Below are 21,147 nucleotides of genomic sequence, written 5' to 3' on the forward strand. Positions count from 1 at the left end.
TGCAACGGCTCTAAATAACATAAATGTTCTGTTCGACTCGAACCGTTAACCATGAACCCCAATCAGTTACCACTGCTGGATATTTTTAACAGCCTGCGACAGCGCCATGGTTTGCCGTTGGGGGTGGATGAGTATTTAACAGTCTTGCGATCGCTTCAATCTGGCTTTGGTATAGGTACTCGTCAGGAAATCGAGCAGCTTTGCTGTCTGGTGTGGGCAAAATCTGAGGAAGAGAGTCGCCTAATTCGACGGCTATTTGAGCAAATGTGGCGGTATTCTCCAGATACTTCTGATCAACCTAAACCCTCATCTCCATCACCAGAGTCAGAAGAATCCTCGGCTGAAATACCCGAATCTGAACCCTTACCGGAATTGGAACCACAGCCCAATTTGACCCCAGAACCCGTGCAAGCTGTGCAAGCCGTGCGGAGTAGTCGGCGGGATAGGGAATTGAGACGCCCTCGCTATAGCCTACTAACTGAGTATTTCCCGGTGACTCGCCGACAGATGAAGCAAACCTGGCGTTATTTGCGTCGCCCAGTGCGGGAAGGAATCCCCACAGAATTAGATGTGGAAGCAACGGTGGCAAAAATGGGGCGTGAGGGTATTTTACTCGAACCCGTGCTGATACCTCCCCGTAAAAATCGGGCGGATTTGGTGTTAATGATTGACCAAGATGGCTCAATGGTACCCTTTCACCAGCTATCACGACAGTTAGTCGAAACAGCACAGCGCGGTGGACGGTTGAGACAGACCCGTGTATTTTATTTTCATGACTATCCTGATCAGTACCTGTATCGTCATCCCGCGATGTTGAATGCTCAATCGATGTCTGAGGTATTGGAAGAGATTGGAGAACGGGCGGTTGTACTAATTATCAGCGATGCAGGAGCCGCACGGGGAAATTTTGACCCAGAACGGATTGACAGCACTAAAGTATGGATTGAGCAGGTACAGCAGTCAGTACGGTATTGCGCTTGGCTCAACCCAATGCCGAATCAATGGTGGCAAAATACCACGGCTGGGGAAATTGCCCGTTTATTACCCATGTTTGAGATGAGTCGTCAGGGAATGAACGCGGCGATTGGTGTATTGCGAGGCAGATATATCGCTTGGGAGAGGATGTACTCATGGCTGCTGTAACATCTAATCCTAACCAAGCCCGTGCTAGGCGAGTTGCAGTTAAACGGGTTGAAGGGTTTGCCAAGCAATTTGGCGAAGCCCATCGAAACTTGGCGCGTCACGCCGCATTTCCCCTCTCACTCACCCCTGATTTGCTCTACCAAATTTGGGCAAACTTTGTCCCGGAAGCGCCTTGGGAAGCTGTAGCTCATCTGCTGCTGTCGCGCCTGTGTCGGCAGGTGGGGTATGAGATGTATGAAATGGATATAAGCGATCGAAATCTGTTATTGAGGGAATTAAAAGAGCAGTTTGGGCAAGAAAGATTAGACGAATTGGCTGAGTTTTTACTGGATTATGTAGCACAGCGACTGACTGATGATGATCCGGATACTCAGAGTTTAGCTGAGGCTCAGGAATGGACAGCGTTGGCGTATACTAAGCCGAATGAACTAGCGCGTGAATTGGCAGAGGCTTTGAGCGCAAGGGTGAAACAAGAGGATATGACAGAGGTGTTTCGTCTTACTTCGTTGGTAGAAACTTTTGCAGAGCCGTTGCTACAGGCAGGATTTGAACCATTATTAATTTACTCTCGCCAGATGAGCACTTTTGTTCGCGGTAATCATAAAGATGTAGAGGTTCAACTTGCCTTGTTAAAGCGAAAACCACATTACGTGCAGATTGCTGGAGTAAAATTACCTACTTTACGTCTCAATACTCAGGATATAGTCTCCGAGCAGAATAAAGATGAACAACTACGTCAACTTATTACAGAAGTGCTTAAATATCCGACACAAAGTCTGGTGCGACGACAAGCAATGAATCAACTGCTCCGAACAATTCAAAAACTACCAGGATTAATGAAATCTTCGCACTTAGAGTATGAGTCTGCTCTACAGCAAACGTGGTTGAGCTTCATCCAAAATATTGATAAATTTAATCTAAATAAACCTTCGCTTCACAAGGAATTAATACTATGGATAAATAACAATATTCGTCATGAAATTCTAAAATATAATTTAGATGAATACAGAAAAAAACGAATGTCTGTTGCTGTTGATAATGTTGATGTTGCTGATTTTTTAATTGATTTTAATGATGGTTTAGAAGAAGTTGAAAGAATAAACAAACAGGATATTTCGCAAAAATTAAACTTATTTATGTCACATAGTTTTAGAAATATGCCAGAGGGATTGCAAAAAATTTACCAACTTAGTAAAGTTATTCAAATATTGCAAATAAATGATATTGACACGCCAGCTATATTTAAATTATCACGTCGTGAATATTCTATTAAACTTAAAGAATGCAAACGATTATTATTGTTTAATTTAAACAAATGGAGTAGGACTAATTTAAACATTAATCTAGATTACAAAGACACAAATCAAGTTAATACTTTGGTCAATTATATAGATGATTGGGTGATATCATATTGCCAGTCTTGTTTATATCAAACTTTACAAGATTTTCTACTTCATAAGTTAAGTCATGAAGCCCAATTCTTGCTCTCATACTACAATCATAATTGTGACACACAAATACTAGCTCAATCTCTAAATATGTCAGAATCAGTAGTAAATCAAAAAATCACAATAGTTAAGCAAAAATTAAAAGAAAGGTTACAGGAATGGGTACAAGAAAATTTTGATATTTCTCTAGATTTATCAATAACCGTAGAAGAAAATATAGTTACATTTGTTGAAACATGGTTACAAGATATCTCAAACTGGAATAAGGATATTTGGTGCTAGTAAATAGGAGATTGCTTTATGGCAAGATTAAATTATCCCGAACTGGTGAAAACAATCCTTAAGACGCACTTTGCCCAACTTCAAGATGACGTAACTGAAGTACAGTTAATTCTTGATAGAGAACGTAATCACTACTTATTAATGCTCGTGGGGTGGCACAACCAACGACGAGAGTATGGTAGCCTAATTCACATTGATATCAAGGATAACAAAATTTGGATTCAGAGTGATGGAACAGAAGTGGGAGTTGCCAACGAATTGGTTGAGGCTGGAGTGCCACATAAGGATATCGTATTGGCGTTTAAATCTCCCTTCAAGCGACAATTTACCGACTATGCCGTTTGTTAACTGCAATGATATAATTTAGACAAACTTCAGGAGAAACTAATGAAAGCCATTGAACTAACAGGAACCCTGGATGAAACAGGTCAATTATCACTCGATCATCCCATTGAAAATGTTGCCCCTAGTCGCGTGCGAATTATTGTACTGTTTCCCGATGTTACCGAAGAAGTCGAAACCGATCCCGATGATACTCCCCTTGAAGAAGTGAAAGCAAGTCTCAGGAGAGCTTTACAGGAAGCAAAAGCAGGACAACGCATACCCCTTTCTGAGATGTGGGAAGGAATCGATGTCGAATGAAACGCCTTTAGTCAAAATCGATTTAACACCAGAGTACAAACGAAATCTGCGGAAATTGTCAAAAAAATATCGACAGATACGCTCGGATGTTCAGCCAATTATTGAACAACTCCAAGGGGGTAACTTTATTGGCGATCGCATCCCCGGAATGAGTGAAGAATATGTCATCTTAAAGTTAAGGATTAAAAATAGCAACATTCAAAAAGGAAAAAGCGCAGGTTATAGACTGAATCTATCAAGTTGAGTCACCGACGAATGTACTTCTATTAACAATTTATTCTAAATCAGACCAAGAAGATATTAGTCCTAATGAAATTCGTAGTATCTTAGCTGAGTTCGATGGGGATGAATAAAAGAGCGATCGCTCAGAGTCTTCCGGACATGATTATGGAGATTATTTTGTGGTAATTTATCATAGCTAGTCTAGAATAGCCCAAGCTTTTTACGAGAATCAGAAATGACTGAGTTTCATTTACAGCAGTTTTCAAGTTAGTAGACTACAGACGATGATTGCGCTGAAAAGCAAGCCGATACAATTTTGTATTCCATAAACATGAAAAGCGCTGTAAGTCAACTGTAAATACGGCTCAAAGCATTGATGGCTAAGGGTTTCGGAGTTGTGCAGCAAGCTCTATTTCCGGAATGAGCAAGCGTGACATTCTATTTAAGATAAGCTACCGTTACCCCCGATCCACCTTCCGCTTGCTTTGCTAATTCAAACCGATCAACCAGGGGATGGCGTTCTAAGAATTCATGTACCCCAGCCCTTAATTTTCCAGTTCCCTTACCATGAATAATCCACAATACCCCAGAGGCGATCGCTTGGGAAATGGCTTGTTCTAACTCGACTTCAGCATCAGCCACACGCGATCCGCGTAAATCAATTGTATTTTTCTCGGTGCGAATTGGGGGAGTTGGAGGGGATGAGACGGCGGGTGCAGGAGTAGATGCAGGTTTTGATTTGACAGGCATTTGCGCCTTTTCACCCTCTAGGGATTCGATATCTGCTAGGAATACCGTCATTTTCATTAAGCCAAAGCGTACTCTGAGTTCCCCATCTTCATCCGCAGGCGTCAAGACTTCCGCCGTTTGATTTAGGCGAGGAATGCGGATGCGATCGCCTACTTTGGGTTGAAAGGCGGGTTTGGCTTTAGCAGGGGGTTTGGGGATGTGACGCTGCTCAATTTCCTTCAGCGCATTGGTGGCTTTTTGAGCATTTTGAGCGATTTGGGGTCCTTGCTGTAATTTGCGAATTACCTGGGCAATTTCTTCCCTGGCTTGGGCGATCGCATCTTGTACCGCCTGTTCTTGAGAGAGTTTCAATTCTCGTTCTCTCTCCTGCAAGAGTTTGGCTTTACTGGAGACTTCTTGATGCAAACGTTCGGTTTGTTGGAGGAGTTGATTCGCTTCTTGGGCTTTGGTTTCCTGATCCCGCCGTTGGGCTTCGAGTCCAGAAATCACCTGGTTTACCTCTTCGGAACTACTTCCGACTAAGGTTTGAGCAAGGGATACCACGTCTGATTTTAATCCTAACCGTTGAGCAATAGTTAACGCATTAGATCGACCCGGTATTCCCCAGAGTAGGCGATAGGTGGGGGAAAGGGTGACATCATCAAACTCCACCGAGGCGTTCTCAAATCGTTCATCTTGATATTTCAGCGCCTTGAGTTCGCCATAGTGCGTCGTGGCTACGGTAAGCTGGGCATGATCGGCAAGATATTTGAGGAGTGCGATCGCTAAAGCACTTCCTTCGGCTGGATCAGTTCCCGCACCAATTTCATCCAGTAAGACGAGGGCGGATGTAGGATGTGAAGTTTGAGAAATAAAGGATAAAGAATCTTGTTCTTTGTCCACTACATTATCTCCCTCATCTCCCTCATCTCCCTCATCTCCCTCATCTCCCTCATTCCCCGTTCCCAATTCGTCTAAAATCCGACTAATCCGGCGAATATGACCGGAAAAGGTAGATAAACTCTGCTCTAAAGACTGTTCATCGCCAATATCTGCCAAAATTTGCTCAAACCACGGCAGTTCTACGGGTTCCTTGGCGGGGACAAATAAACCCACTTTTGCCATGAGTGCGGCTAACCCCAATGTTTTTAAGGTAACGGTTTTACCCCCTGTATTCGGTCCCGTAATTGCCACGACTTTTATTTGGGGCTGAATCTGGATAGTAATCGGTACAACTGGCGCATCTTCTTCATGCTGATGTTGCCAGACTAACAGAGGATGTCGCAGTTGGCGTAGGGTAATCGATTCTCGTTGATTCGGATCAATGAAGCGCGGCGGATTTGCCTGTAACCAGAGGCTATATCGGGCTTTGGCTGTGGCTAAATCTAACCGAGTGGCGACGGCTAATACCTGTTCTAGATCCGGCTTAACGGCGGCGACTTGTTCGGTTAACACCCGGCGCACAGCTTCGGCTTCGGCTTGTTCTCGGCGTTTATAGGTTTTGAGTTGATTCCCTAATCCAACGATCGCATGGGGTTCGATGTACAGCGTAGCCCCTGTACTAGAAGCGTCATGAACGATACCCGAAACCGAGTCTTTTTGGGGGGCTTTCACCGGGAGAACAAAGCGATCGCCCCGTTGGGTGATTAAGGGTTGCTGGAGTGCGCCGCCTTGACGCTGTACAATGTTTTGGAGCGTTTGATAGATGCGATCGCGTAAGGATTTACTGTGCTGTCGAATTTCTGCTAGTTTCGGACTCGCGCGATCGGTGACATCGCCGCGTTCGTCGATACAACGGTGAATTTCTTGTTCTAATTCGGGATAGGTACGGATATCAGCCACGAGTTGGTTGAGAACCGGGATATCCTCTTGATCGTCGATGAGACGCCGTAAACGCCGGACACCTGCTAAAGTTGTTGCGATCGCCAGTAAGTCTTCCCCGGATAATATCCCTTGTCGTTCAGCGCGTTCTAGCGCATCACCAATATCCTGAATCCCCTCAAACGTCCAGCCATGGGTTAACTGACATTCCAGTTGATAGACTTCTTTTGTCTGCGCCAATAGATGCAGACTTTCCGCCAAAGTAGCGGGAGGATGGAGATGGCGAGACGCGATCGCGCCTAGTTTGGTGGCGGCGAAGGTTGCCAGATGTTGACACAGGCGTTGCCATTCGAGTAGTTCTAACGTTTCAGATTGAATCAAAGCCCAATATTAAAGGTTACCCTTATGTTTATTATTAGACAATTTTCCAGCAGAGGCGAGTGAGCCTAACCGTACTCTATCGGAGAAATCCTGTGGAGTTGTTCTCTGGTGGAAGGAAATAGTCGATCAGTTCTACCAAAAGGAGAAGTAATTTATATACACCCAGTCTACCCGTTAACTATGCCGTCGCTTTCCTGGGGATAGATAGGGAGCTATTAATCACCCAGCCTTGTTCTTCCCAGGGTTCAAGCGGAGTGATGGAATAGTAGGATGTCATTTGCTCAAGCTGACGCAAATCCTCAACCTGTACGCCCTGAAAGAGTTTGTCTAAGGCGTCGCGATCAACTGAGGTTAGCGGAACTCTGGGGTATATACGAGTTTGTGTCTGTTTTGCCATAGTTTAATCCTGAATCAATTTCTGCATGGGGATGCTTATTAACAAATATTACAGAAGCTTTACATAAATACATCCGCCATTTTACGGAGATTGTCTGCTCCGGGATTCTGACTAGAGAGGCATTCCATACGTTGTGTCTTTTGTCAATATTTTTATAAACTGTATAAAATTTAACTAAAAGGCTGTTTGAAGATTTATTTTTCGGGTTTGTCACCTTGAATCAAAGCCTGAAACCGATTATCTCCTCGAAAATTATCAAAAGATGAATCAGTTTTTGCCATCTCTCGATACTCTTCAGGATTAAACTTAATGGCTTGTTTCAAGCTTTCAACGGCTAGGCAAATTCGATTGCTCGAACTAATCGTTCTTGTAGTGGCACATTTAACCGTTGGAATAGCTCATCAGCTTTTGGGGATTGCTCAATGCGCCCACCGTACATTTTGCTGTTTAAGTCGTCAATGAAAAACAGCAATTTTTTATCCGTACCAATCTTATCCTCTGGAAATCTAGGGAGTGCATCCAGCCACTCACCACGCTTCAGGTGAAGAATTGTCCAGCCTTCAGTATTCAGTCTCTGTGCTAAATTTGCTGCTTCCCGCGTCTTACCGATTCCTGTCGGTGCGAGAATCAAAACCCAGCGCGATTCGTCCAGCTTTTGTTTCAATTCGTCGTGAATGCTACGCCCAGAAATTCGCTCCTGATATGGGATATTGTAATCAGCTAGCGGATCATTCGTATCACCACCAAGAATAGCTGGCAATACCTTACTTTGTGGTTTTATGACATCAAAAGGAAAAGTGTCAGGAAGAATTTGCCGCTGGCGACGTTGCTGGAGCATCCACCAGAATAAACGCACAGTTAGAGGTACAATTCCAACGCCAAGGATGACGATGAAACTATCCTTGTTTTCACTGATTAATGTCAGACTGGTTTCCAGCAAGCCTTGCACCTGTTGTAGCCAAACGTAGAGAACCTGGTTAATCATGGGAGGAGTCAAATAATTAAGAACCGCTCCTGAGCATCGCACTCTTTCCCACATTTTATCCGAGGAACTTTAAGTTGGCAGGCGTACTGTTGCTGAGTTTAGCTCGATAAACTACACTCTACCTCAATGGTCTTTAAACGGTAGAGTTATTACAACCCGATAAGCAGCCACCGCGCACCCATCCTTTCTCTTCCCAACGATCTAAGGGTGCTACAGCATAGTAAGAACTAATCGTTTCTATTTGATTAACGAACTCACCATCTAATCCTGAAAATATTTTATCTAGCGCTGCTGTGTCTTTGTGATTCAATGGCATTTTTGAATTTCCCCGATCCCTTAGCATGTTGATTACCCTGTATTTTCAATCTATCTTTATAGTTTATTAACAAAATGCAATAGTGTTCCGTTTTTTCTATAGATATCTCTTATAAGTCCTATTGCCATCTCTAGCTCTGATCGGCAAATGGCATCACCTTGCTCCCCCAGCTTCCAGACGTGCCATGGCACGTCTCTACATTGCTTCCCCAGCTTCCCCCGCTCCTCTTTACCACAACACTTATTCAGCAAGCCCTATTTAATCTTCCCCCTAAGAAAATAAGTCGTCATCTTCCCTTTGCCTTTAACCTGAATAGTACCTCGTTCCTCAAACAGATAGTTATCCTGCAACTTTTTATACGTAAACTCAGTAACCTGAATTTTATCAGGAAGCCCTTGGGATTCCATGCGTGAGGCAATATTGACTGTATCTCCCCACAGATCATAACTAAACTTTTTAATACCAATGACTCCAGCAACAACGGGTCCTGTGTTGATGCCAATCCGAATACTTAAGGTTTGATTATTCTGATCATTAAATTTGGTAATCACCCGTTGCATATCCAGTGCCATATTCGCAATCGCTTCGGCATGATCGGGGCGAGGAGTGGGTAGTCCTCCCACCACCATATACGCATCACCAATTGTTTTAATTTTCTCTAACCCGTAGTAATCACTCAATTCATCAAAAGCAGAAAAAATCCGGTTGAGTAATTCAACAACTTGGGCGGGTGGAAAGCGAGCCGATAATTCGGTGAAGCCGACAATGTCGGCAAACAGAACCGTGACTTCTTCAAAGTTATCAGCAATTGTACTTTCGAGTTGTTTCAACCGTTGAGCAATGAGTTTGGGTAAGATATTGAGTAGCAGGCGTTCCGCTTGTTCTTGCTCATAGTGCAGGGCTTCTTGCCATGCTTTCCGCACCGTAATATCTTCTACTGTTCCTTCGTAATAAATAAAATTACCGTGGTTATCGCGAAAGGCTCGTGCCTTCTCTTCAATCCAAATCTTAGTGCCATCTTTTCGGTACACTTGTGATTCAAAATCTGAAACTGATCCATATTTTTCTAAGATGCGGACTAATTCATCATGACGGTTTGGCTGAACATAAAGCTGACGATTAAGATTAACTAATCTTTCACAAAGTTCCTCTGCTGAAGCATAACCATAAAGAGTCGCTAACGTGGTATTTGCCATTAAAAAACGCCCACTCGGAGTAATCTTAAAAATTCCTTCAACTGAATTGTCAAAACTACTCCGATATTTTTCTTCGCAGTTTTGCAGATTTTTGGTTAACTGTTTAGTTTTGACGATAAGCACAATGAATAAGGTTGCCGCTATCAAACCAGAAACGGCATAAAATAAAATTCGATAAATTTGAGTTTTCCTTAAAAACACTTGATAAGAATGCTGATAAATGTCTAGGAGCTGTTCACTTTTTTGCTCCGTGGGCAATTCCAGAATTTGCAGCACCAGACTATCCACCTGAGATTCATGGGTCACAATAATTTCGGCATAGATTAGGGCGGCATCGAGTTCAGAAAGACTCAGGGCAGAGGATGCTGTCAATACATCGGCACGTTGCCGAATTGCTGCCATTTGTCTCTGGATTTTGAGAATTAATTCATCACTGGGAGATAGGGTATAAATTAAAACATCGTTCAACAGAGTATTCAATTGATTGATTAACGCATCAGCGCTTGGTTCCGTTGCGGCTTGACTCGATAATTTTTGAATTGTATTTGGCAGGGATTTTAAAGATTGATTTAGAATCGTTTCTTGTTCAATTACTTCTGCGATTAAATCCTGCTTGTTTTGAAAGAGGGAGCGATTCTGTTGTAAGGCTAACTTGATTTCTGGATAATACTCTCTATTAACAAAATCAGGTATATCTTCTAAGTTATGGTGTAAGTCACCAATCTGACTTAAATCATTAAGAATAGTTTCATGATTCTTGAACGAATCCTGTTGAGCCTGCAATATATCTGTATTTAAAGTTGCGTCAGTTTCCTGGAGCTGGTGTAAGTTTGACAGATACTGATGATGTTGACTAAAATTAATAGTCTGAGCTTTAATGAATAATATAACCCATAAAAAAGTTCCGCCTGCAGCAATTCCTATATTTCGCATAGCGGAGAACTTCATAATCAGCTCAGGTTCAATCGATTTAACAGACCTTACACCTAAACAGGCAACTCGATCAGGATAGATATCCTATCCACTCTTTTCAGGGCGTGAAAGGGCTAACAAAGACATCGTTTGCAAAACTTTGCGAACATGATGATCCATCAGCCGGAAAACTTCTCCAGCTAGGGTGTTGGCTCGGTTTAGGTTATGTCTTGTTAGATACCTTCAACCTAGAATCGGCAAAACAGTTTAAATTCATCACCCCACCTGGGTTGATGTCTCGCTCTGTTCTCCAGGTGGGACATACAAGCGTCTGCCTGATTCTGCTCAAAGCCGATCGCCCGTCTATACTGACAGCGACGGAGTAGCAAAAAAAACATGACAGACCAGAATGGACTTCTCCGTCACCTTTGGGTGAAGACGTTTTACTCTCAGCCAGATAATATAGAAACACGCTGCACTGGGGTGTAAGTTCTACTTAAAATAACTTCCGGTTCCAATCCAGTCCGGAAGAGTTACCCCATACAACAGTGTTAAGTTTTATTGAGAAATTATTAATCGGTCGCGGATTTCTGGTTACCAGATGCCAAGGAATTATCAGGTGATGCTGACCAAGGTTCTGGGGGACAAGCGGAGCGATCGCGCACCAACCGCAGATACTCTTTCTGATTGAACGATTCTGGGGGATGAGGAGATTCTCTTGTCTGATTTTTGGGATCACCCGACGCCTCTCGATCGCCACCGCCTCGATTCTCCGCGTTACGAAGGCGGTGGTGAATCGCCCTCAAGCGATTCTGAGTATTGATCGGTTCTCGCGGTTTGGGTAAATCTGTATTGGGCCAATTGGATAAATCACTACAGGTACAGGACTCTGGCGGTGATCCCACGTTAAACATAGGAACAGGCATATCACAGCGGGAACAGGGTTCAAGATCCCACTTGGATGTCAACAACTCAGAAATCGTCTGGCTAGTTCCGGTGAGATAACAATCTCCGCTTTCGGGGGAAAGCAGATATTGCCAGAGTTCCTCAAACTCTTGACTGTAGCGATCGCCAGCAATGATTCGCTGTGGTTGCAGCACCTTTTCACCATTGTGGACGACAATTGTTTTGCCAACCTGAAACCAATAGGCTAGGTAGCGTTTGACTTGTTGTTCAGATGCCATAGAATATATAAGACCTCAGCAGCAAAAGCTGCTTTATTGTTACCGTCTGTATTTCTATGGTAGCGATTCCCGCGATAGCGGTGATCCCAGGGTGCTGAGATTAAGCACATGACCACCCGTAACCAAATACACGGGATTGGCAATCATACCGAACTGACGCACGACTTGACCGAGGCGATCGCGAAAGGTTCTGCCTAGAGGATAAGCCGGAACTACACCCCAACCCGTTTCTTCAGCAACCAGAATGATGGTGGCTGAGGTTTGGTTGGCAGTCCGCAAGAGGGTATCTGTGATATCCTGCCAAATCCCATCCTCTTGATCCAGGCAATTTGCCACCCAGGTTCCCAAGGAGTCAATTAACAGACAGTAATCCGGTTGATCCCACTCCAGAATCGTCTCGACTAAATCTATCGGCGTCCACACCAAAGTCCACTCAGCGGGGCGTCTCTGTTGGTGCTTCTCAATCCGGGCAACCCACTCCAAATCGTTGGGATCAACCTGTGCCGTTGCCACATAAACAACCTGCTTATCCGTCTTATCGGCTAATTGTTCTGCCCATTCACTTTTTCCAGAACGGGCTGGACCCGTGACCAGGATAAGCTGACCCATCGATAGTGTGGTTCCCGCGATCGCTTTTATATGCCGTGATCAAGTTTAATCGACGTTGGGCAAAAATTAGCGATTTGCCGAATCTCTTCCCAGATTGGGTAAAAATTGAATAGGTAGGTGGCAATGTCCCCAAACCCAACCCTAGGGACGGCATCTGCTGCAATCAGCGTGATTTTTGCCCAGTGGCATCAAAAACATGAAACCAGAACTGCAACGGATCGAAAGCACTCTATCTCAGTTAGCCCAGGATGACCAAACCCCATCCACGGCGATGGCGTCGCCAATGGACTCCACTGGGGATCAGTCTAGCGACTCCGTCAAAGGGAAAGAGCCTTCATTTTCGATTAGTGTGACGCCATTTCCGGCTCAAAAGCAGCAAAGTAAAACCCCAACACTGCCGAAACTCAAATCCGCTAGCTTCAGTGAACATCGCCATAGCGCCAATCCCGCCTTGGCAATGAATCTGCTCAAAGAAATTGAAGAGATTGTCTCGGGTTGGCAGAAGCAACTGCATACCATAGTCCGGCAAATTCAAGATATTTATATGGATGGACCAATCGTTGAGGGGTGGTTAGAATCTCATGCCCGTCAACCGGAAGCGGATCACCCAGGAGTACGCCGTGCTGAAGTGGATCGACTCATGGACTATGTAACCCAACCGTGGCATCAATCCCAGGGCGATGCGAATGTCACCTGTGAATCCCCCCGTGCAGGGTATCGCCTTTGTGGATTAGATGCAGATGGTCAGTTTTGGGTGCGTATCTGTCCGGCGGATCAAGTGCCTAGTGTCAGTTTAGCGATCGCACGTTATCAGAAGCTACGACAACTACTGAGTCGCAAAAATGATCTGGAAACGCGCCTCAGCCAGCTTGCAGAAACCCTAGCGGTATTGCACGCTCATCTGGGTAACGACTGAACCTTTAACTGAAAGTTGGCAGGTTAGTGAGTTAGGAAGTTATAACATTGATGGAACGTAATCGCACTTATGTGTCTGTTTCCCATCCCTTATCCCGTGCAAATTCTTTAATTGAGAATGGTACTGTAGCCTATCCCACCAGAAGAGAAACGATCAAAACGCTAAACTATGAATTGGAGCATCTAGCCAAACGTTTGTTTAACCAGTAGAAATGGTATGGTCAAAGTGACAAAATTTCATAACCCTCTCCAGGAATCGAGGGAATGCTACGATTGGCGCTATTGATCACAGTTCCGCCTGCCCCAACTCGAACACGTTTTAAATCGTCTTCATTATCAGCGTTCAAACTACAAGTAAACCGTTCCCGTTCTCACCGATTCAATCTTTTTAAAGTATGACTAGTCTTGATTCTAAAGTTCCCGTTTCGGTTCTAATTCCGGCAAAAAACGAAGAAGCTAATCTTCCGGCTTGTCTGGCTAGTGTGGCTAGAGCCGATGAAGTATTTGTAGTGGATTCCCAAAGTAGCGATCACTCTATCGAAATTGCCGAAAAAACGGGTGCGAAAGTCGTGCAATTTTATTTCAATGGGCATTGGCCCAAAAAGAAAAACTGGAGTTTGGAAAATCTGCCCTTTCGTAATGAATGGGTGCTGATTGTGGATTGCGATGAACGCATTCCCCCAGCGCTTTGGGATGAAATTGCTACGGCGATTAAAAATCCCAACTATGAAGGGTACTATATCAATCGCCGGGTTTATTTCTTAGGCAAGTGGATTCGCCACGGGGGAAAATATCCAGACTGGAATCTGCGCTTGTTTAAACATCAAAAAGGTCGCTATGAAAATCTGGGAACTGAAGGAATTCCCAATACAGGAGATAATGAAGTTCACGAACACGTTATCCTGCAAGGGTTAGTTGGTTATCTCAAAGCAGATATGGATCATATCGACTTTCGGGATATCTACCATTGGCTGGAACGACACAATCGCTATTCTAACTGGGAAGCCCGGGTCTACCTTAATATGCTCACGGGTCATGATGAATCAGGTACGATTGGTGCTAATTTATTTGGGGATGCGGTACAGCGTAAGCGTTTTTTGAGAAAGGTTTGGGTGTGGCTGCCATTTAAACCCACCTTGCGGTTCATTATCTTTTACTTTATCCAATTCGGTTTTCTGGATGGTAAAGCAGGTTATATTTACGGACGCTTGTTGAGTCAATACGAATATCAAATTGGTGTCAAACTCTACGAATTACGTAAATTTGGCGGTCATCTCAATCCAGAGGTGGAAACATCAACTGTATCATCTGCGAAATCTCCGGCTACTTCTGCGGTTTCTCCCAATTCCTAATCGGCTGTTACATTGTTTAAATTACTGATTAATATTCGTACTATATACAATGATTTCGCCATTATTGATATTAAGGTTTAAATGCCGAACAGCTTATCTATGAGCCGAGACTTAAACACCAACGTTCCAGATTTCACCGAACCTCCTGTTTTAGATGATACCCCGTTAGTTGATTTGCGAAATTATGACCAGTCCAATTTTGACCGGGGGCGTCCAAGCTGGTTCATTTTACTCTGGTGGTTGGTGCAAGCTATTGCTTTTCCGATAAGTCCACATAATTTTAATGGCTTTCGCCGCTTTATCCTGCGGCTATTTGGTGCCAAAATTGGTCAAGGGGTACTCATCCGCCCAACTGCTCGCTTTACCTATCCTTGGAAGGTAGAAATTGGGGACTATAGTTGGATTGGGGATGATGTGGTTTTGTACAGCTTAGAGCAGATTCACATCGGATGCCATTGTGTAATTTCTCAAAAAAGCTATCTTTGCACCGGAAGTCATGATATCCAAGATGCGGCTTTTAGCCTGAAAACGGCGGAAATTAGCGTTGGTAACGGAGTTTGGATTGCTACCGATTGCTTTATTGCTCCCGGTGTGCAAATTGGAGCGAATGCCGTTATTGGCACCCGCAGTAGTGTTTTTAGTAATATTCCAGCTCAACAGGTGTGTTGGGGGACACCCGCCCGCCCCCATTATCTACGGCAAATTCGGGAATTAAATCAATAGGCACAACAAAAGTTAATGGTATAGCTCGGCGGAACGATGAATAATCAACAAATGACAAATGACAAATTACGCTCCCCACCTACTTAGTTGGAGGAAACCATGCAAGTGCAACTCAGGCAAATAATTCTTCCCCCCGGTCAACAACTGCTAATGACCGATGTCAGTTGGCAAATGTATGAACAACTGCTAGAGGAGTTCGGTGAACAAAGGGGTTCACGGATTAATTACAGTCAAGGACTCTTGGAAATTATGGTACCTTTACCCGAACATGAAGATGATAAAGTAATGATTGCCGACTTTGTAAAGGTACTTCTGGAAGAACTAGACATAGAGTTTAGAAGCTTGGGTTCAACAACATTTAAAAGTGAAACCATGCAACAAGGGATAGAAGCGGATGATTGCTTCTATATTGAAAATGAAGCAGCCGTTCGTGGAAAAAAACGCATCGATTTAAGCGTAGATCCGCCGCCCGATTTAGCCCTGGAAATTGATCTGACCTCCCGCACTCGATTTAATAACTACGAAGCATTAGGAGTAGGGGAACTGTGGCGGTTTAACGGGACGAAATTAGAAATCAACATGCTGCAAGACGGTGAATACATCCAGGTCAGCGAAAGTCCTCATTTTCCCGGATTTTATTTGGGTGAAGCACTCCCTGACTATTTAGAACGGAGTAAAATTGAGGGGCGAAATCAAACGATGAAACTTTTTCGGGCTTGGGTGAGACAGCGAAAAGAAAACTAAATTAGACCGAAAAATTAGATTATCTATCCGACCAACTTTCCTCAATCTTATTCAAAACACTATCCACATCTTCTCCACCCACATAATCTACAATACCTGTCCAAAATGTACCTGTTCCCACGGCTCCTGGCATCATATCTGAACCATCAAAACGCACAACTTTTGCATTAGATAAAATCTCAACTTGTCGTTTTGTCACCTCATCTGGATACGCATCTAAACTCACCTGTTGATGCGGAGAGAGATAACCACCAATACCTGCCAAGATTTCATGAGGCTTTGATGTTGCTAAATATTCCATTAACTTTTGCGCCTCTGGAGTATCGTTAAACATGGCAACGATTTCTCCTGAGACTAACACAGGGGTATCAATATCTTGATTAATCGTAGGGAATGGAAAAACATCAACATCTTTACCCATCACCACATTATCGGGGAAAAACGATGTAATAAAGCTGCCCTGATGATGCATATAGCAACTGGGTGATTGTTCAAAAAGACCCTTCGGTGAGTCTCCAAATGGGGTACTCAGTACACCCGTTGTACCCCCAAGGACATATTTAGGGTTAAGGGCAATTGTGCCAAATTTTTCAAAAGCTGCCTCAACAGTGGGATGATTGAAGGGGATTTCATGAGTAATCCATTGATCATAAACCTCTGCCCCAGCCTGATGCAGCATGATATCTTCTACCCAATCTGTCCCCACCCAACCTGTAGCACTACCATTTTCCATACCGATACACCAAGGAACACCGCCATCGGCTACAATTTTGTCTGATAATGCGATCATTTCATCCCATGTTGTCGGAACTTCATAGCCCTTGGCTGTAAAGGCGGTTGGGTTATACCAAACTAAGCTTTTGACAAATGCCCGATACCAGATACCATAGATTTGGTCATCAACGCTAGCTAGATTCAACCAATCCTGAGCATAAGCATCAGATAGCTGCGTCATATCCATAAAGGAATCAATCGCCACCAGCTTTCCTTCGCGGGCAAAGTCAGCCATCAAACCCGGTTGGGGAAACATGGCAATATCCGGCGCATTACCTGAATCAACCCGCACGGGTAATAGAGTAGCAAACTCACTTGTGCCTTCGTAAACTACCTTAATTCCTGTTTCTTCAGTAAATGGTGCTAGAGCTTTTTTAAGTTCCTCCTCACCCTTGCCTGTAACGACTCCCATAATGGTCACGGTATTGCTTTGAGCAGACTCATTTTGAGCCGGACTACAAGCGGCTAAAAGTATTGGTAAGCTCAATAGTAAAGTCAGTGTTTGACCAACTTTTGCTCTCAACATTTCTATTTTCTACCAAAGGGGAATAAACTGAATCTAATGATGCACCCCACTGGTTTACTTTTAACAATTAGTATTCGTATCGATGCTGAAAAAATCAACATCAATATCTGGTATCATAGCTTTTCCAAGATAACCTTGATTTTGGCGATCGGCAATAGCTGATGACTGATAAATTTTAAATAATGAATTATGAATTTCCTTTTCTCTGTTCTTGGTTCTCTGTTCCCTGCTACGGAGATAAACGTTGTATCATCCAGCTACCCTCTTCTGTGCGTTGATAGAGCAATCGATCATGTAACCGACTTGGACGCCCCTGCCAAAACTCCATGGCGACAGGAATTAACCGAAATCCTCCCCAGTAAGGTGGACGGGGTATGGTTTTAGTCTCATACTCTTTTTTAAGCTGTTGTAATCGTTGCTCCAGTACCTCGCGGCTGTCAATCACCTGACTTTGCTCAGATGCCCAAGCCCCCAGTTGAGAGTCTTGGGGACGGCTATGAAAATAAGCATCTGACTCCTCAGCCGACACCTGTTCAATCTGTCCCTCAATCCGCACTTGTCGTTCTAGCTGAGTCCACCAAAAGGCGATCGCACCCCAAGGATTTGCGAGTAACTGTTGTCCCTTGCGACTTTTGTAGTTGGTATAGAAGACAAACCCCCGCTCATCGTATCCTTTCAGCAGTACCATCCGTGCTGACGGTTTTCCATCGGGTGTTGCTGTTGCCAGAGTCATCGCATTCGGTTCTGGTAATTTTGCCGCGATCGCTTGGTCAAACCATAAGGTAAATTGCTCGAATGGATTCGGATGAGCATCTTTTTTATTTAACTGCTGTAGGCTATACTCTTGCCGCAAATCGGCGATGCTTTTACTCATTTTTTCAATTTTTGCTCCAGACAAAAGGTTTTAGCATCTATTGCTAAAATTATCAAGACACTGTAGACTCAAAGGCTAGCCGAATGCGACAACTAAATTTTCTGCTCATCTTTGCTGTATGTTTAGCGTTGGTTCTATTTAGCTTGCAAAACACTCAACCCGCGTCGATTCAAATCATTGAAGGTGTTGATGTTGAGGCTCCTCTAGCGCTAGAGCTGATTATCGCCATGGGACTTGGTTCTGTATTGGCATGGCTTTTTAGTGTTTGGGCGCAGCTACAGCGACAGCTAGAGTCCTGGAAAGCCGCTCGTCAGATCCGAGCGAAAGAGGAACGCATTGAAGAATTAGAACAAGACATGGAACGCTACAAGGCAGAAGTTGAAGAACACCAATTACCCGCACTATCGGCATCTGAAACGGTAACAGAAGGTACCATCGTTGAGTAAAGGTGAATAGATTTTGGGGAAATGTGAGAGTGTTGAATGTTTAGTCAACTCCCCCTGCTCCCCCTGCTTCCCCTGCTCCCCCTGCTCCCCCTGCTTCCCCTGCTCCCCCTGCTTCCCCTGCTTCCTCTGCTTCCCCTATCTCTGATGAGACAAACACCTGCTACCGAAGCGATCGCGCTATTAATTGACCTAGCCCAACGGGGAGAAATCAATCCCTGGGATGTTCAGGTGATTGAAGTGATTGATCGCTATCTCAGTAGCCTCCCTTGGGGGAATGATGCTCAACTCAATCCCCGTGACACCGATTTGTCCCAATCCGGACAAGCTTTTTTATGGGCGTCAATGCTTGTCTTACTCAAAGCAGAAACGCTACAACGTTTAGAGGAACCCGAAGAACCCGAATTCAGCGACATCGAAGCGGACATCGAACCCACGAATGAACCGCGCTTACCCTTATATTTGGAACGCCATATCCGTCGTCGCACGGCTGCACCCCCTCCAAAAAAACGCCCCGTTACCCTAAACGAGTTGATCGAGCAATTGCAGCAAATGGCAGATCAACTCGAAGCCACCCCCACACCCATTCGTTCCACCCGCCGACAATCTCTATCACGAGGACAAGCAGCACAAGCTATCACCCAGCTAGCTCACGATGAAAATCTCACCGACATTGCTAAACGCTTAGAACAGTTTATTTCCGGTCATTGGCATGAAATAGCTGCCGGAAAAGATTGGCTGAATCTAGAGCAATTGCTAGAGTGGTGGACGGTATCACCAACAGTATCGACGAATGACAATCGCCCAAGGGCTGTTGATACCACTAAACCCCTAGTCAGCGATCGAGTCGGTGTGTTTTGGGCGCTGCTCCTGTTATCGGCTCAGTCTAAGGTGGAATTATCCCAAGAGGAATTCTACCAAGACTTAAAAATCCGGACGCTGGGGTAAATCAATCAGGGGTGTTATCTGGGATTCCGATTGGCAGCTTAATCGGCTGTTCAATACGTGACAGAATGCACCAATACCAGTCGAACGAACCGCATCTTGCCGTTTTGCTTCCTGGCTTCAGGCAAGAGCATTCAGATACTTATGTATACGGTATGTAGCCTCCTACATACTTACCTAGGTCAGTGGTGTGTATTGATTGATTAGGTATCGGTAGTCACTCAAACTTTTGTGAATCTACCCCTTTGTCACCTGATCTCTGTCATTTTTCCCGGTATATAGGATGAGTCTTGACAACGGTTCGACGTCCTTAAGGGCAACCACTGAGCATCAGACTCAATTGACCAACTTGAACATTTGTGGCATAGCTTGAGGAAGATAAATTTATGAAAGCCATGATTCTGGCAGCCGGTAAGGGGACTCGGGTTCGCCCCATTACCTACACCATTCCCAAACCATTGATTCCCATCCTGCAAAAACCTGTAATGGAGTTTTTATTAGAACTTCTAAGGCAGCATGGTTTTGAGCAAGTTGTGGTTAACGTCTCTCACTTAGCTCATGAAATTGAAGGCTACTTCCGGGATGGTCAACGATTTGGTGTCGAAATTACCTATTCATTTGAAGGTCGAATTATCGATGGTCAACTGGTGGGAGAAGCCCTGGGTTCTGCAGGTGGCATGCGTAAGATCCAAGACTTTTATCCCTTTTTTGACGACACCTTTGTTGTCCTTTGCGGGGATGCTCTGATTGATCTGGATCTGTCTGCTGCTGTCAAGTGGCATAAAGAAAAAGGCTCTGTAGCTACGATTGTGACTAAACCCGTGCCGCGAGAGCGAGTCTCTAGCTATGGTGTGGTGGTGACTGACGAAAGCGGTCGGATTAAAACGTTCCAGGAAAAACCCTCGGTAGAAGAAGCTCTCAGCACCAATATCAATACGGGCATTTATATTTTTGAACCCGAAGTCTTAGATTATATTCCATCTGGTCAGGAATATGACATCGGTGGCGATTTATTTCCCAAATTAGTGGAAATGGATGCGCCCTTTTATGCCGTATCGATGGATTTCCAGTGGGTTGACATTGGCAAAGTGCCCGACTATTGGCATGCAGTTCGGGGTGTTTTGACGGGAGACATCAAAAATGTCTCGATTCCCGGTAAACAAGTTGCTCCCGGTGTTTACACTGGATTAAATGTGGCGGTCAATTGGGACAAAGTGGATATCAAAGGACCGGTTTACATTGGTGGCATGACCCATATTGAAGATGGTGCGAAAATTATTGGTCCATCGATGATTGGTCCGAATTGCTGGATCTGTAAAGGCGCAACGGTTGATAACAGCGTTATTTTTGAATATTCCCGCTTGGGTGCAGGCGTTCGCTTAGTCGATAAGCTGGTTTTTGGACGTTACTGCGTTGATAAGACGGGTGCAACAATTGACGTGCAAGCGGCTGCCCTCGATTGGCTGATTACGGATACCCGCCAGACACCTCCATCCCAAGATCCCGAAGAAAAGCAAGCGATTGACGAAATTCTTCTGGGTCAAAATGGTTAGTCCATAACCTCTGAGTTGCTCACCCAACCAT

The 21,147-nt window shown here is 44.4% G+C and carries 23 protein-coding genes and 1 pseudogene; 14 read left to right on the forward strand and 10 right to left on the reverse strand.

Annotated elements, in window-relative coordinates; all coding sequences use genetic code 11:
* The first annotated feature begins 51 nt into the window (after nt 1-51).
* From RID53_RS20115 to RID53_RS20135, 5 genes and pseudogenes are all read left to right on the forward strand, one after another.
* Nucleotides 52-1,143, forward strand: a complete 1,092-nt coding sequence (locus RID53_RS20115) for a VWA domain-containing protein (protein WP_446389779.1) — start codon at nt 52-54, stop codon at nt 1,141-1,143.
* On the forward strand, nt 1,131-2,873 hold the full coding sequence (locus RID53_RS20120) for a hypothetical protein (protein ID WP_446389780.1): 1,743 nt from the start codon (nt 1,131-1,133) through the stop codon (nt 2,871-2,873). Before RID53_RS20115 ends, RID53_RS20120 begins: the two co-directional genes overlap by 13 nt.
* Before the next feature lie 18 nt (nt 2,874-2,891).
* Nucleotides 2,892-3,221, forward strand: a complete 330-nt coding sequence (locus tag RID53_RS20125; protein ID WP_446389781.1) for an element excision factor XisI family protein — start codon at nt 2,892-2,894, stop codon at nt 3,219-3,221.
* Nucleotides 3,222-3,260: 39 nt separating this feature from the next.
* On the forward strand, nt 3,261-3,515 hold the full coding sequence (locus tag RID53_RS20130; protein WP_446356396.1) for a type II toxin-antitoxin system RelN family antitoxin: 255 nt from the start codon (nt 3,261-3,263) through the stop codon (nt 3,513-3,515).
* A pseudogene (locus RID53_RS20135) lies at nt 3,505-3,868 on the forward strand (type II toxin-antitoxin system RelE family toxin). Before RID53_RS20130 ends, RID53_RS20135 begins: the two are co-directional and overlap by 11 nt.
* Before the next feature lie 307 nt (nt 3,869-4,175).
* Here the strand turns inward: RID53_RS20135 and RID53_RS20140 are convergent.
* From RID53_RS20140 to RID53_RS20165, 6 genes are all read right to left on the reverse strand, one after another.
* Complete coding sequence (locus RID53_RS20140) at nt 4,176-6,668, reverse strand: endonuclease MutS2 (protein WP_446389782.1); 2,493 nt, start codon at nt 6,666-6,668, stop codon at nt 4,176-4,178.
* 178 nt (nt 6,669-6,846) lie between these two features.
* Nucleotides 6,847-7,065 (reverse strand): hypothetical protein, encoded by a 219-nt coding sequence (locus tag RID53_RS20145; protein WP_446389783.1) that lies wholly within the window; start codon nt 7,063-7,065, stop codon nt 6,847-6,849.
* Between the two features lie 194 nt (nt 7,066-7,259).
* Nucleotides 7,260-7,388, reverse strand: coding sequence for a TPR end-of-group domain-containing protein (locus tag RID53_RS20150; protein WP_446389784.1), 129 nt, complete (start codon nt 7,386-7,388; stop codon nt 7,260-7,262).
* An 11-nt stretch (nt 7,389-7,399) separates the two neighbouring features.
* Entirely contained in the window at nt 7,400-8,050 is a 651-nt protein-coding gene (locus tag RID53_RS20155; protein ID WP_446389785.1) for an nSTAND3 domain-containing NTPase, read from the reverse strand.
* 133 nt (nt 8,051-8,183) lie between these two features.
* Complete coding sequence (locus tag RID53_RS20160; RefSeq protein ID WP_446389786.1) at nt 8,184-8,366, reverse strand: hypothetical protein; 183 nt, start codon at nt 8,364-8,366, stop codon at nt 8,184-8,186.
* Between the two features lie 254 nt (nt 8,367-8,620).
* Nucleotides 8,621-10,495 (reverse strand): adenylate/guanylate cyclase domain-containing protein, encoded by a 1,875-nt coding sequence (locus RID53_RS20165; protein WP_446389787.1) that lies wholly within the window; start codon nt 10,493-10,495, stop codon nt 8,621-8,623.
* Between the two features lie 104 nt (nt 10,496-10,599).
* On the opposite strand from RID53_RS20165, the gene RID53_RS20170 reads away from it, so the two are divergent.
* The gene (locus RID53_RS20170) at nt 10,600-10,860 is read left to right on the forward strand and encodes a hypothetical protein (protein WP_446389788.1); all 261 of its coding nucleotides are present in this window, start codon (nt 10,600-10,602) and stop codon (nt 10,858-10,860) included.
* A 186-nt stretch (nt 10,861-11,046) separates the two neighbouring features.
* On the opposite strand, the gene RID53_RS20175 is transcribed toward RID53_RS20170, so the two are convergent.
* Nucleotides 11,047-11,658, reverse strand: a complete 612-nt coding sequence (locus RID53_RS20175; protein WP_446389789.1) for a hypothetical protein — start codon at nt 11,656-11,658, stop codon at nt 11,047-11,049.
* 54 nt (nt 11,659-11,712) lie between these two features.
* The gene (gene cobU, locus RID53_RS20180) at nt 11,713-12,267 is read right to left on the reverse strand and encodes a bifunctional adenosylcobinamide kinase/adenosylcobinamide-phosphate guanylyltransferase (protein ID WP_446389790.1); all 555 of its coding nucleotides are present in this window, start codon (nt 12,265-12,267) and stop codon (nt 11,713-11,715) included.
* A gap of 196 nt (nt 12,268-12,463) precedes the next feature.
* Here cobU and RID53_RS20185 point away from each other — a divergent pair, with 196 nt between their 5' ends.
* The 5 genes from RID53_RS20185 (at nt 12,464) to RID53_RS20205 (ending at nt 16,001) form a co-directional block, all read left to right on the forward strand.
* Entirely contained in the window at nt 12,464-13,183 is a 720-nt protein-coding gene (locus RID53_RS20185; protein WP_446389791.1) for a hypothetical protein, read from the forward strand.
* Nucleotides 13,184-13,233: 50 nt separating this feature from the next.
* Nucleotides 13,234-13,392, forward strand: coding sequence for a hypothetical protein (locus RID53_RS20190; RefSeq protein ID WP_446389792.1), 159 nt, complete (start codon nt 13,234-13,236; stop codon nt 13,390-13,392).
* Nucleotides 13,393-13,577: 185 nt separating this feature from the next.
* Complete coding sequence (locus RID53_RS20195) at nt 13,578-14,534, forward strand: glycosyltransferase family 2 protein (protein ID WP_446389793.1); 957 nt, start codon at nt 13,578-13,580, stop codon at nt 14,532-14,534.
* Between the two features lie 99 nt (nt 14,535-14,633).
* On the forward strand, nt 14,634-15,257 hold the full coding sequence (hpsU, locus tag RID53_RS20200; RefSeq protein WP_446389794.1) for a hormogonium polysaccharide biosynthesis acetyltransferase HpsU: 624 nt from the start codon (nt 14,634-14,636) through the stop codon (nt 15,255-15,257).
* A gap of 99 nt (nt 15,258-15,356) precedes the next feature.
* Nucleotides 15,357-16,001 (forward strand): Uma2 family endonuclease, encoded by a 645-nt coding sequence (locus RID53_RS20205; RefSeq protein ID WP_446389795.1) that lies wholly within the window; start codon nt 15,357-15,359, stop codon nt 15,999-16,001.
* Nucleotides 16,002-16,020: 19 nt separating this feature from the next.
* On the opposite strand, the gene RID53_RS20210 is transcribed toward RID53_RS20205, so the two are convergent.
* Together RID53_RS20210 and pdxH are read right to left on the reverse strand one after the other, a co-directional pair.
* Complete coding sequence (locus RID53_RS20210) at nt 16,021-17,301, reverse strand: ABC transporter substrate-binding protein (RefSeq protein WP_446389796.1); 1,281 nt, start codon at nt 17,299-17,301, stop codon at nt 16,021-16,023.
* 229 nt (nt 17,302-17,530) lie between these two features.
* Entirely contained in the window at nt 17,531-18,175 is a 645-nt protein-coding gene (gene pdxH, locus RID53_RS20215; RefSeq protein WP_446389797.1) for a pyridoxamine 5'-phosphate oxidase, read from the reverse strand.
* Between the two features lie 83 nt (nt 18,176-18,258).
* Here pdxH and RID53_RS20220 point away from each other — a divergent pair, with 83 nt between their 5' ends.
* The 3 genes from RID53_RS20220 to RID53_RS20230 all read left to right on the forward strand — a co-directional run bounded on the left by RID53_RS20220 (nt 18,259) and on the right by RID53_RS20230 (nt 21,116).
* Entirely contained in the window at nt 18,259-18,621 is a 363-nt protein-coding gene (locus tag RID53_RS20220) for a lipopolysaccharide assembly protein LapA domain-containing protein (protein ID WP_446389798.1), read from the forward strand.
* Between the two features lie 144 nt (nt 18,622-18,765).
* Nucleotides 18,766-19,566: a segregation/condensation protein A gene (locus tag RID53_RS20225; protein ID WP_446389799.1), complete on the forward strand. Its 801-nt coding sequence runs from the start codon at nt 18,766-18,768 to the stop codon at nt 19,564-19,566.
* A gap of 383 nt (nt 19,567-19,949) precedes the next feature.
* Entirely contained in the window at nt 19,950-21,116 is a 1,167-nt protein-coding gene (locus RID53_RS20230; protein WP_446389800.1) for a sugar phosphate nucleotidyltransferase, read from the forward strand.
* Nucleotides 21,117-21,147 lie beyond the last annotated feature (31 nt).

Origin of the sequence: Coleofasciculus sp. B1-GNL1-01, from assembly GCF_040220235.1 — a bacterium.
Taxonomy (GTDB): Bacteria; Cyanobacteriota; Cyanobacteriia; order Cyanobacteriales; family Coleofasciculaceae; genus Coleofasciculus.

Excerpts from the sequence above, each read along its gene's own strand:
- RID53_RS20155 (WP_446389785.1), bottom strand. The coding sequence starts at position 8,050 with ATGATTAACCAGGTTCTCTACGTTTGGCTACAACAGGTGCAAGGCTTG.
- RID53_RS20115 (WP_446389779.1), top strand. The coding sequence starts at position 52 with ATGAACCCCAATCAGTTACCACTGCTGGATATTTTTAACAGCCTGCGA.
- RID53_RS20130 (WP_446356396.1), top strand. The coding sequence starts at position 3,261 with ATGAAAGCCATTGAACTAACAGGAACCCTGGATGAAACAGGTCAATTA.
- RID53_RS20220 (WP_446389798.1), top strand. The coding sequence starts at position 18,259 with ATGCGACAACTAAATTTTCTGCTCATCTTTGCTGTATGTTTAGCGTTG.
- pdxH (WP_446389797.1), bottom strand. The coding sequence starts at position 18,175 with ATGAGTAAAAGCATCGCCGATTTGCGGCAAGAGTATAGCCTACAGCAG.
- RID53_RS20160 (WP_446389786.1), bottom strand. The coding sequence starts at position 8,366 with ATGCCATTGAATCACAAAGACACAGCAGCGCTAGATAAAATATTTTCA.
- RID53_RS20205 (WP_446389795.1), top strand. The coding sequence starts at position 15,357 with ATGCAAGTGCAACTCAGGCAAATAATTCTTCCCCCCGGTCAACAACTG.
- RID53_RS20145 (WP_446389783.1), bottom strand. The coding sequence starts at position 7,065 with ATGGCAAAACAGACACAAACTCGTATATACCCCAGAGTTCCGCTAACC.
- RID53_RS20125 (WP_446389781.1), top strand. The coding sequence starts at position 2,892 with ATGGCAAGATTAAATTATCCCGAACTGGTGAAAACAATCCTTAAGACG.
- RID53_RS20165 (WP_446389787.1), bottom strand. The coding sequence starts at position 10,495 with ATGCGAAATATAGGAATTGCTGCAGGCGGAACTTTTTTATGGGTTATA.
- RID53_RS20225 (WP_446389799.1), top strand. The coding sequence starts at position 18,766 with ATGAGACAAACACCTGCTACCGAAGCGATCGCGCTATTAATTGACCTA.
- hpsU (WP_446389794.1), top strand. The coding sequence starts at position 14,634 with ATGAGCCGAGACTTAAACACCAACGTTCCAGATTTCACCGAACCTCCT.
- RID53_RS20190 (WP_446389792.1), top strand. The coding sequence starts at position 13,234 with ATGGAACGTAATCGCACTTATGTGTCTGTTTCCCATCCCTTATCCCGT.
- RID53_RS20195 (WP_446389793.1), top strand. The coding sequence starts at position 13,578 with ATGACTAGTCTTGATTCTAAAGTTCCCGTTTCGGTTCTAATTCCGGCA.
- RID53_RS20230 (WP_446389800.1), top strand. The coding sequence starts at position 19,950 with ATGAAAGCCATGATTCTGGCAGCCGGTAAGGGGACTCGGGTTCGCCCC.
- RID53_RS20185 (WP_446389791.1), top strand. The coding sequence starts at position 12,464 with ATGAAACCAGAACTGCAACGGATCGAAAGCACTCTATCTCAGTTAGCC.
- RID53_RS20210 (WP_446389796.1), bottom strand. The coding sequence starts at position 17,301 with ATGTTGAGAGCAAAAGTTGGTCAAACACTGACTTTACTATTGAGCTTA.
- cobU (WP_446389790.1), bottom strand. The coding sequence starts at position 12,267 with ATGGGTCAGCTTATCCTGGTCACGGGTCCAGCCCGTTCTGGAAAAAGT.
- RID53_RS20120 (WP_446389780.1), top strand. The coding sequence starts at position 1,131 with ATGGCTGCTGTAACATCTAATCCTAACCAAGCCCGTGCTAGGCGAGTT.
- RID53_RS20175 (WP_446389789.1), bottom strand. The coding sequence starts at position 11,658 with ATGGCATCTGAACAACAAGTCAAACGCTACCTAGCCTATTGGTTTCAG.